Annotated in this window: 9 protein-coding genes; 5 read left to right on the top strand and 4 right to left on the bottom strand. The window is 66.0% G+C overall.

The genetic code is table 11. From position 1 onward, the window contains the following. The first annotated feature begins 80 nt into the window (after positions 1-80). From QN357_RS15365 to QN357_RS15355, 3 genes are all read left to right on the top strand, one after another. Entirely contained in the window at positions 81-1,304 is a 1,224-nt protein-coding gene (locus QN357_RS15365) for a sensor histidine kinase (RefSeq protein ID WP_134445787.1), read from the top strand. 8 nt (positions 1,305-1,312) lie between these two features. Continuing rightward, entirely contained in the window at positions 1,313-1,960 is a 648-nt protein-coding gene (locus QN357_RS15360; RefSeq protein WP_241975321.1) for a response regulator transcription factor, read from the top strand. A 183-nt stretch (positions 1,961-2,143) separates the two neighbouring features. After that, the gene (locus QN357_RS15355) at positions 2,144-4,378 is read left to right on the top strand and encodes an MMPL family transporter (RefSeq protein WP_323505150.1); all 2,235 of its coding nucleotides are present in this window, start codon (positions 2,144-2,146) and stop codon (positions 4,376-4,378) included. 53 nt (positions 4,379-4,431) lie between these two features. Here the strand turns inward: QN357_RS15355 and QN357_RS15350 are convergent, their stop codons facing one another. From QN357_RS15350 to QN357_RS15340, 3 genes are all read right to left on the bottom strand, one after another. Beyond that, complete coding sequence (locus tag QN357_RS15350; protein WP_323505149.1) at positions 4,432-4,950, bottom strand: hypothetical protein; 519 nt, start codon at positions 4,948-4,950, stop codon at positions 4,432-4,434. A gap of 181 nt (positions 4,951-5,131) precedes the next feature. Beyond that, positions 5,132-5,734, bottom strand: a complete 603-nt coding sequence (locus tag QN357_RS15345; protein ID WP_134445772.1) for an SOUL family heme-binding protein — start codon at positions 5,732-5,734, stop codon at positions 5,132-5,134. Positions 5,735-5,760: 26 nt separating this feature from the next. After that, entirely contained in the window at positions 5,761-6,333 is a 573-nt protein-coding gene (locus QN357_RS15340; protein WP_134445773.1) for a TetR family transcriptional regulator, read from the bottom strand. Between the two features lie 131 nt (positions 6,334-6,464). Here QN357_RS15340 and QN357_RS15335 point away from each other — a divergent pair, with 131 nt between their 5' ends. Beyond that, positions 6,465-7,373, top strand: coding sequence for an SDR family oxidoreductase (locus QN357_RS15335; RefSeq protein WP_323505148.1), 909 nt, complete (start codon positions 6,465-6,467; stop codon positions 7,371-7,373). A gap of 69 nt (positions 7,374-7,442) precedes the next feature. Here QN357_RS15335 and QN357_RS15330 read toward each other — a convergent pair whose 3' ends face one another. After that, the gene (locus QN357_RS15330) at positions 7,443-8,318 is read right to left on the bottom strand and encodes a helix-turn-helix transcriptional regulator (RefSeq protein WP_134558824.1); all 876 of its coding nucleotides are present in this window, start codon (positions 8,316-8,318) and stop codon (positions 7,443-7,445) included. 194 nt (positions 8,319-8,512) lie between these two features. Here QN357_RS15330 and QN357_RS15325 point away from each other — a divergent pair, with 194 nt between their 5' ends. Next, positions 8,513-9,712 carry an MFS transporter gene (locus tag QN357_RS15325; protein WP_323505147.1) on the top strand — a complete coding sequence of 400 codons (1,200 nt, stop codon included), beginning with the start codon at positions 8,513-8,515 and terminating at the stop codon, positions 9,710-9,712. Positions 9,713-9,785 lie beyond the last annotated feature (73 nt).

The raw sequence follows: 9,785 nt of genomic DNA, 5'->3' as shown, positions 1-9,785 counted from the left end.
GGAGATGTGTATAAGAGACAGACGCAGTAGATCCACACCGGCCGTCGCGCGTCCTCGGGTGGGAGGATCGACAGGTGACGATGTCGGCCTCCCCCAGAGAACTCGCCGCCTATCGACCCCGCTGGTACCGCAATCCGCGAACACTCGACCTGGCCGCGGTCGCGGTCACACTCGTTGCCGCGGCGACCGAATTCAGTGTCCCCCTGGCCAACGGCACGAGCCTCTTCGGATATCTGCCCCTGACCGTCTCTCTCCTCGGCGTCCTCGTCTCCCGACGGTATCCCTGGACCGGCATCGTGATCGTCACCCTCACGCCGCTGCTCGCGGCCACGGTCGCCTGGGATCCGCTGATCACCTGGAACATTGCCGTGTTCACCGCCTTCTCCGTCACCCTGCGCGCACTTCCGGGCGTATGGGTCGGCCTGCTCGTGGGACCGACCCTGTATTTCGCCGCCGTGATGTACAACGGAATCGGTTTCGGCAGCCCGACCGCCTTCACCGCATTCGCGTTCGGCTTCATGGCCGCCGCCGCGGGAAGCGCGGTGCGCAGCCACGACCGCTATCGAAACGAGCTGGAACAGCGCACCCTCGACGCTCTCGCCGCGCGGGACACCGAGGCGAATGGCCGCGTCACCGAGGAACGCCTCCGGATCGCCCGCGACCTGCACGACGTGATCGGGCACGAGGTGGCCGTCCTCGGAATTCACCTGGGCGTCGCCGAAGTGAACCTGCCGAGCGACGCCGCCGTCGCCCGCGAATCCCTGCACTCGGCGCGCACGAGTGTCCAATCCGTCCTGCTCGAGACCCAGCGCATTCTGCACGTGCTGCGCTCCGACACCACCGAGGGCCGCGACTCCGGCGTCGGCTTGCGGCCGGCGCCGGACTTCTCCGGGATACCCGATCTCATCGAATCCTGCCGGAACGCCGGGGTCGATGTCCGGGCCGACCTCACCCAGGCACCCGCCGCGCTCGATCCCGAAGTGAGCACCGCTGCATTCCGGATTGTGCAGGAGGCCTTGACGAATTCCCAGCGCCACGGTTCGGGACCGGTCACGCTGAGTACGACCCTGTCCGGCGCCGTCCTCACGATCACGGTCTCCAATCCGAAGACCGTGCGCACCGCGAAGATCGCCTCCCCTGCGCGGACGCGGACGGGGGCAGACCTGGCCCCGCGCCGCGGTTACGGTCTCGTCGGAATGCGGGAACGCGCCGCATCGGCCGGCGGCAAACTCGTGGTCGAGGACCGTGATGACCTCTTCCACGTCACCGCGACCCTCCGGGTCGACGGAGGCAGGATCCGATGATCCGGGTCATGATCGTGGACGACCAGGAGATGATCCGGGTCGGGCTGCGCGCCATCCTCGCCCCGGAGCCGGACATCGACGTCGTGGCGGATGCCGCCGACGGTTTCGAAGCGCTCCAGCAGATCGTCGGGCTGTCCGTCGACGTGGTTCTGATGGACATCCGCATGCCCGGAATCGATGGCGTCGAAGCCACCCGGCGCCTGCGCCTCGACTTTCCGCCCGAAGAACTGCGCATCATCATCCTGACCACGTTCGAAAACGACGAGAACGTCTTCGCAGCACTCCGGGCCGGCGCGAACGGCTTTCTCAGCAAGGGCATCGGACCGACCGAACTTGTGGCCGGGATCGTCGACGTCGCCTCCGGTGGCGGCGCTTTGTCCGCCGCCGCGACCGCGGCGCTCATCCACCACGTCGCCGAGGAACACCGCCCGGCTGTCGACGCGGCCATGGTCGATCGCTTCTCCGTGCTCACACCCCGCGAACGAGACGTCGTCATCGCCATCGCAACGGGGCGCGACAACGCCCAGATCGCATCCGACATGTTCGTCTCGCCATACACGGTCAAGACCCACGCCAACCGGGCGATGATGAAGCTCGGCGCCCGTGACCGCGCCCAGCTCGTCACCTTCGCCTACCGCGCCGGGCTCTCCGCGTAGCCGGCTCACTCCCACACCCGGTCTACTGCGCACGCAGTAGACCGGCCGATGCGCCTGGACGAGGTGGCCGAGCCGCCCCGCGGGAACGATAGGAACTGTCCCTGCCGCACGGCAGCATCCGCCTGGCCCAACCGGCCGACCGCGAATGCCCGGACGCCTCTCTTCGCGAGTCCTAGGAGCATCATGGCCACGTTTCTTTCCCTCATCGGGCGCTTCAGCGCCCGGCACAGACTGGTGGTGGTTGGCGCCTGGCTGCTGATCTTCGTCGGCCTCATCGGCACCTTGGTCGTTGCGAGCGGCCAGGGCTCCCCCGGAACGGCCTCCACGTCGATTCCGAGCACGCAGTCCTCCCAGGCGCTGGAGCGGATGAGCCAGGAATTCCCCGATCTGGGCACCAGCACGCCCTCCTCATTGCAGCTCGTCTTCCAGTCCGACACGGGGGCCGCCGTCACGGGTGCCGCCGCCACCGCTCAGATCGCCGGCGTCCTGGCCGATGCCGCGACCATCCCGGACATCGCGTCCGTCAGCGACCCTTTCGACGCGCAGAAGCCGTACATCTCCCAGGACGGGAGCACCGCCGTTTCGACGCTCAGCTTCGGCGACCTATCCGCCGACCAGCAGAAAGCCTCCTACGAGGCAGCCCTCACCATGCAAGCGGATGCCCCTGACGGCCTCCGGGTCGAGGTCGGCGGAAACCTGGTCCCGCTCGGCGCCCCGCCCGCGGGCATCGGTGAGGGCGTCGGAGTGATCGTCGCCTTCCTCGTCCTGATCCTCACCTTCGGGTCGCTCCTCGCGGCCGGGGTCAACCTCCTGATCGCCGTCTTCGGCGTCGGCGTCGGCCTCGTGGGCGTTCTCGCCTATGGGGCGCTGACCCCGATCGGCGACACGACCATCATCCTCGCGCCCATGCTCGGCCTCGCCGTCGGGATCGACTACAGCCTGTTCATCCTGACCCGGTTCCGCGCCGAGCTCCGCAGCGGCAGGAACGTCGAAGACTCCGTCGCCCGGGCAACGGGAACCGCCGGAAGCTCTGTGGTGTTCGCCGGCCTCACCGTCATCATCGCCCTGGTCGGCCTCCTCGTCGCGAACATCAGTTTCATCACGGAGATGGGCATCGCCGCCGCCTTCGCCATCCTCGTTTCGGTGCTGATGGCCCTGACCCTCCTCCCGGTCCTGATGCGCACCCTCGGACGCCGGGTGCTGCCGAAGAAGCAACGCACCCGCCGCTCGAACGCCTTCGGGACGCCATCCGATGGTTCGACGGACGCGCAGTCCCCCACTCGGAAAGGGTTCCTCCGGCGCTGGGGGACGTTCGTCGTCGCCCATCCGGTCCGGTCGCTGCTCGCCGGCGTTGTCGTGCTTGTCATTGTCGCCGCCCCCATCCTCAGCATGAAGACCGCATTCAGCATCCCCGGCGGCGCCGACCCGACCTCGACGCAGCGAACCGCGTACAACCTCATCATCGACGAATTCGGCGGGGTGCAAAGCCCGCTCGTCGTGCTCGCCGAAGCCGACGGCGATATCACCGCCCAGACCGCATCCGTCCAGGACGCACTCGCCAGCCTTCCCGGTGTCCAGATGGTCGTTCCCGGCCCGATCAGCGCCGACGGAAACGTCGCACTCCTGACCGTGATCCCCGCAGAAGGCCCCATCGATCAGCAGACGAAGGACCTCGTCCAGCAGATCCGCACCGACGCCGACTCTGTGCCCGGAATCCACCTCGAGGTGACCGGAGAGACCGCGATCGGCATCGACCAGGACCAGGCCCTCCAGGACGCGCTGATCCGGTATCTCATTGTCATCGTCGTCATCTCCCTGGTGCTCTTGATCGTCATGTTCCGGTCGCTGCTCATCCCGCTCATCGCCACCCTCGGCTACCTGCTCTCCGTCGGCGCCTCCTTCGGCGCGAGCGTCGCCGTCTTCCAGTGGGGCTGGCTCGATCCCCTGATCCCGGCGCCCCAGGGCGACCCGATGATGAGCATCCTGCCGATCCTGCTCGTCGGCGTGCTCTTCGGGCTCGCCATGGATTACCAGGTCTTCCTGGTGTCCCGGATCCAGGAGATGCACAACACGGGAATGTCGCCGAAGCAGGCGATCATCGAAGGCTTCTCCCGTTCGGGCCCGGTCCTGGTGGCTGCGGCAACCATCATGACCGTCGTCTTCGCGGGCTTTGCGACGAGCACCTTCCCGATCGCCGCATCCATCGCCTTCGGGCTCGTGGTCGGAGTGATGGCTGACGCCTTCATCGTGCGCCTCATCCTGATGCCCGCAATGATGTCCCTGCTCGGCAAGGCCGCGTGGTGGCTGCCGAAGTGGCTCGATCGCCTCCTCCCGAATCTTGACATGGAAGGCCATGCACTCGACGAGCGCCCCGATTCCCAGCCCGACAAGCGGGAAGCCGTACTCGTGACCGAGTAGCCATTGGTGGGGCCGGTGCATGCATCATGCACTGGCCCGCCCGGAGGCACGAATTATTTCTTGCCCTTCTTGTCGTCCACTATTCCGCCCAGCAGGCCGCCGATCGCGCCACCGAGCACCCCTCCGGCAGGACCCCCGAGGAGTGATCCGATGCCGGCTCCAATCCCCGCGAGGCTCGAGCCGTAGCTCACCCGGGCGATCGAGACCGTCGTCGATCCTTCGGGACTCACTGAGATCTCGAACGACCCGACGGCGGCCGACGCCACCACCAGCGCGACGGGGCTGGCCTTGCCGCCAGCCGCCAGCTTGCCGTAGATCTCCCGCGACTCGAAGAAGGCGCGTTGGGGGTCCGCCTTCCCCTCTCCGGCCTCGAACCCGAGCTTGTAGAGCCCAAGGAGCGTCTGCACCTCGTCATCGGTGATCAGCTCTGCGGCTTCCAGCCGATCCAGGATGGCTTTGTGATCACTGATCATGTCGCCCTTGTTGCCTTCCACAATGCGTCGCGCTTCCGCGCGCGCGGCGTGCATCAGCCCTGCGATATCGGTACCCAGGTACGTTGGAGCTTCCATCATGCGCCTCCTCTGAGAAATACTCATGTCAGTAAAGCACCGGAAGCGGTTGTCGGCTAAGGGGTTGGCAGAGATCCCGTCAGGGGTTAGCAGGGATGGGCCGGCGTTCCGGCTGCGGCTCTTCGATTCCCATCAGCGCCTGTGCGTCAAGTCGGCCAGGGCGCCCTCGACCTGGCTGACGAGGTTACGGCCGAGTCTCTGCCTCGGTGGGCACGATATCGAGCAGGACCTCGTTACGACGCAGGAACGAGGGCATGAACGGTGGATCGAAACGGGCGAAACGGGGCTCTCCCCACGCCGTGAATCCAGAGGCGGCTATCGCTCCCCGGAGCAACTCCAGATGGCGCGCATACCCGGCCTCGTCCCACCGGCCGCGATACCTCACCGCAGCGGTGAGACTCCCCGGAATGCTCCTCAGCCGCACCTGCGGGCTGGTCGGTTGTGGAGCCGTCTCGATCGTGAGGCCCGTGGGGAGCACGAAGGCAACGCGGAACGCCCCCTTCTCGCCAGGATCACCTGGCTTTCCGCCGACGGCCTCCTGAACGACAGGAGCGGTCATCGCGATCTTCGTCGACGCCTCGGCCTGCACGACAGGCGCGGTCATCGCGACCTTCTGACGAACGGAATTCTCACCGCTGATATAGGCGAACAGGTATCGGAATGCACGATTGCCGGCATCTTCGAATGGCCCTGTCGTGATGACCTCGGCGACGAGATGCTCCGGGTAGCGACGCAACTCGAAACCATCGTTATTGCCCACGACCGCATAGGGCTGTTGTTCGGTCATGCTCTCAAGCTACTCCGCGTTCAGGTCTAGCCAACGATGATGCTGGGTGTGACCTCACGAAGCTGGCAGACGGTGTCACGGATGCACTCAGCCCAGTCCTCGGAAGGCGTACCCGTGATCCATCTCTCGAAGCCGATCTTGAACACGGTCACACCCGTCTCGGCGGCAAGGGTCGCCGACGGCTCCGCAACCCCGCGCTCGCGCAGCGCCCCCGCGACGGATGCGCTCAGGGTCGAAAATTTCAGCAGTTCGCGCTCCTGGAGTGCGGGATTGGCCGAGATGATCGCGGCCCGCCGAATGGAGTGTGCACGGTCGAAGACCAGTCCGCCGACCTTGTTCATGGCCGCAATGACCACGTCGACCGGTCGCACATCTTCGGGCGTCTCGGCAATGGTCGCGAGGATGATGCGCTGGAGTTCCTGGGATCCCTGGAAGAGCACCTCCCGTTTGTCGGCGAAGTAACGGAAGAACGTGCGCTCGGTAACACCCGCTCGTTCCGCGATCTCAAGGGCCGTCGTCTGCTCGAAGCCGCGCTCCGAGTAGAGCTCCAGTGCGGCGCGCGCGAGCCGACCGTGCGCATCCGGTAGCCAGCGTCCCATGAAAGGCAGTCTACGATCTTTCGAGTTGATGTCGGTCGCTGACATTACGTGCTACTCTGACGTCAGCAACTGACATCAGTAGCCGATGCCTGGCAACCGACCGGGCGCGCGTCTCGAAGGAGAAGTCACTCATGCGTATTTTCATCACCGGCGCTTCCGGCTGGATCGGCTCTGCCGTATCCCAGGAAATCATCGCTGCCGGACACGAGGTCGTCGGCCTGGCGCGAAACGACGAGTCGTTCGCGAAGCTGCAGGCCGCCGGCGTCACTCCCCATCGCGGGAATCTCGACGATCTCGACAGCATGCGCGAGGCGGCGGCAGCAGCGGATGGCGTCATCCATCTGGCATACAAGCACGACTTTTCCGACATGGCGGGTGCCGGCGCGACCGAGCGAGCCACCATCGAGATGTTCGGGGACACCCTCGCCGGCTCGGATCGCCCGTTCCTGTTCGCGTCTGGTGTTGCGGGGCTCGCGCCTGGCAGGCTCGCAAGCGAGGACGACGCGGTTCCGTTCAGCGGGCCTGAGGCGCCGCGCGGGGGCGCAGAGGCGCTCGCGCTTTCCTATGCCGACCGCGGAATCCGCTCCGTCGCCCTCCGTTTCTCCCCGACAGTCCACGGTGAGGGCGACCACGGATTCATGCAGGTGATCTCAGGGATCGCCGGCGAAAAGGGTGTCTCCGGCTATGTCGGTGACGGTTCCAGCCGCTGGCCTGCCGTGAATCGTCTGGATGCAGCGAGGATGGTGGCACTCGCACTCGCGAAGGCGCCTGCCGGATCCCGCGTGCACGCCGTCGGCGAAGAGGGCATCTCGTCGCTCGAGATTGCCGCCGCAATCGGCGACGCTCGAGGCATCCCACTGGTGTCGATTCCCCCGGAAGATGCCGCCGCGCACTTCGGCTGGATCGGCATGTTCTTCGGCCTGGACGTTCCCACCTCGAGCGCCCGGACGCAGGACCTGCTCGGCTGGACACCGACGAACCCCGGCCTTGTCGACGATATCAAGTCCGGCTTCTACGGGTCGAGGCGTCCCGCCCAGTAGTCCCTTCGTTCGTCGGCACCTGATCGGTGAATGAACAGCAGGCAACATCGCCTCACTGAAGCGAAGCCCTCACCGGGGTTCGGCCGCTTCGATTCGCGGGGCCGCCCAGCTGGCCAAGAGTCGCAGACGCTCTGCGCTGGGTGAGCCGGGTTCCGCGGTGTAGATCATAAGAACGAATCCTGGGTCGGCGGTGATGATGAGCTCTTCATAGGCAAGAGTGAGCTCGCCGACGACGGGGTGATTGAAGCGTTTTGTGCCGGAGCCGTGGGTGCGGACGTCGTGGGCCCCCCAGAGCTGGCGGAATGTGTCGCTGCGGGTGGATAGTTCGCCGACGAGGTTCTGGAGGCCTTTGTCGTTGGGGTCGCGCCCTGCTTCGGCACGCATGATTGCGACGCACATTCCGGCGAAGAGATCCCAGTCCGGATAGAAGTCGCGTGATGCGGGGTCGAGGAATTGGAACCGGGCCAGGTTCGGTGTGCGCCCACCGTCGCCGATCAGTGGCGAGTAGAAGGCACGTCCGAGTTCGTTTGTGGCGAGAAGATCCTGGTGCTGGTCGCGCACGAATGCCACGCCGTCGGTGATCGTGCTGAGTACCCAGTGAAGACTGGGCCTGCTCACGGCGTTCTTTGTGGCGCGCCTGCGCGGACGTCCGGACAATGGGACGCCGTCTGCTGCGCGGGCGAGGTCGAAGAGGTGGGTCCGTTCCGTGTCGTCGAGGTTGAGTGCGCGGGCAAGGGCGTCGAGAACGGAGGAGGACGCCCCTCCGATCGCGCCACGTTCGAGCTTGGCGTAGTACTCGACACTGACGCCGGCGAGCGTTGCCACCTCGGTGCGACGGAGCCCCGCCACCCGCCGGTTTGCTCCGGCGGGAAGGCCCACCTGTTCCGGAGCAATTTTCGCGCGGCGGGACATGAGGAATTCGCGTACCTCGGAGTGATTGTCCATGTCGACGAGACTACGTCTCCGGCACTGGGCGCGGGGTGCCCTGCTGGTACACCCCTCGACAGAGACTCCCTCCCGGGGTACACAGCGCGTTGACTGAGGCATATGCAACAACCGGCTGTTCACGGCGGGCACGGTGTGGACCGTTGCGCACCCGTGGGCAGTAACGCATGCAACAGTCGGCGGTGAGGAGAATCTTGAACACGACCATCACGGTGCCACCACCGGCCGCCGTCGAGACGATGAAGCGTTTGCCTCTGGCAACCCTGGTTGCCTTGGCGGTCATCGGCTTCGTTCTCGTGGCGATGGAGACCATGCCGGCCGGCCTGCTTCCGGTCATCGCCGCCGGCATGGGGACCAGCGAAGGCACCGTCGGGCTATTTGTGAGCGCATACGCCCTCGGCACGGTCATCATCACGATCCCGGCCATCACCCTGACCCGGGGAATGCGCCGAAAGCCCCTGCTCCTCGGAACGATCCTCGGTCTCATCCTCGCGAACAGCGTCACCGCACTCTCCAGCGACGTGGCTCTGTCCCTGCTGTCACGGTTCGTTGCGGGGGCATTCTCAGGAATCATCTGGGGGATGCTCGCGGCCTACGGTCGAAAGATCAGCCCGCCGTCCCGCGCAGGGCTGTCCCTGGCGATCGTCTCCGGCGGGGCACCGGTCGGATTCGCCCTCGGTACACCCCTCGGATCCTGGCTTGGAACGACATTCGACTGGAGGTGGGCATTTGGCGGCCTCACCGCAGTGGCCATCATCGCCGGTGCGCTCATCGCCGCGATCGCCCCCGACGCCCACGGACAGCCGGGAAGCTCACGACTGCCCTTGGTCCGGGTGTTCCGAATCCCCGGCATCGCCATCATTCTGTCCGTCATCTTCACCTGGATGTTGGCGCACAACACGATCTACACCTATCTCTCCCCGTACCTCAGGGCGACCAGCAGCAGCCTCACCGTCGACGTTCAGCTTTTCATCTTCGGAGTCGCCTCGATCGGCGGCATCGTCATCACCGGGGCGCTGCTGGACCGCTATCCGAGACCGCTGCTGCACGGCAGCGCGGCGCTGTTCATCATGGCCGGTGTTGTCCTCCTCATCGGGCACACCTCGCCCGCGGCGATCGTCGTCGCGACCGTTCTGTGGGGAATCGCGTTCGGCGGGGTATCCGCCCAGGTCCAAGCCGCTCTCACCACAACGGGAGGCAACGACTCGGATATCGCCAACTCGTTCCTGCCGGTGGCGTTCAACCTCGCCATCTTCACCGCCGGCATTCTCGGCGCCGCCCTACTGACAGTCTTCGACGGCCTCGTCCTCACCGTCGTGATGATCGTGTTCGGCCTCACCGCGCTCCTGCTCACCGTCTACGGACGTCGCACCGCTTTCCCCGTCCGCCTCTAGGAGCGTGAGTCAGTAACGCCTATTCGGCTTTGATGCCAATGAATGCCTCCGATGTCGTCGGGTTGGGTTGGGG

This window comes from Cryobacterium sp. RTC2.1, from assembly GCF_035018685.1.
Lineage (GTDB): Bacteria > Actinomycetota > Actinomycetes > Actinomycetales > Microbacteriaceae > Cryobacterium > Cryobacterium glucosi.
The sequence above is the reverse complement of the archived record's forward strand: the minus strand, read 5'-3'. Positions and strand labels throughout refer to the sequence as shown.

What these genes read in the sequence shown, in the direction of transcription:
- QN357_RS15335 (WP_323505148.1), top strand. Translation starts at nt 6,465, where the DNA reads ATGCGTATTTTCATCACCGGCGCTTCCGGCTGGATCGGCTCTGCCGTA.
- QN357_RS15345 (WP_134445772.1), bottom strand. Translation starts at nt 5,734, where the DNA reads ATGACCGAACAACAGCCCTATGCGGTCGTGGGCAATAACGATGGTTTC.
- QN357_RS15350 (WP_323505149.1), bottom strand. Translation starts at nt 4,950, where the DNA reads ATGATGGAAGCTCCAACGTACCTGGGTACCGATATCGCAGGGCTGATG.
- QN357_RS15330 (WP_134558824.1), bottom strand. Translation starts at nt 8,318, where the DNA reads ATGGACAATCACTCCGAGGTACGCGAATTCCTCATGTCCCGCCGCGCG.
- QN357_RS15365 (WP_134445787.1), top strand. Translation starts at nt 81, where the DNA reads ATGTCGGCCTCCCCCAGAGAACTCGCCGCCTATCGACCCCGCTGGTAC.
- QN357_RS15340 (WP_134445773.1), bottom strand. Translation starts at nt 6,333, where the DNA reads ATGGGACGCTGGCTACCGGATGCGCACGGTCGGCTCGCGCGCGCCGCA.
- QN357_RS15355 (WP_323505150.1), top strand. Translation starts at nt 2,144, where the DNA reads ATGGCCACGTTTCTTTCCCTCATCGGGCGCTTCAGCGCCCGGCACAGA.
- QN357_RS15360 (WP_241975321.1), top strand. Translation starts at nt 1,313, where the DNA reads ATGATCGTGGACGACCAGGAGATGATCCGGGTCGGGCTGCGCGCCATC.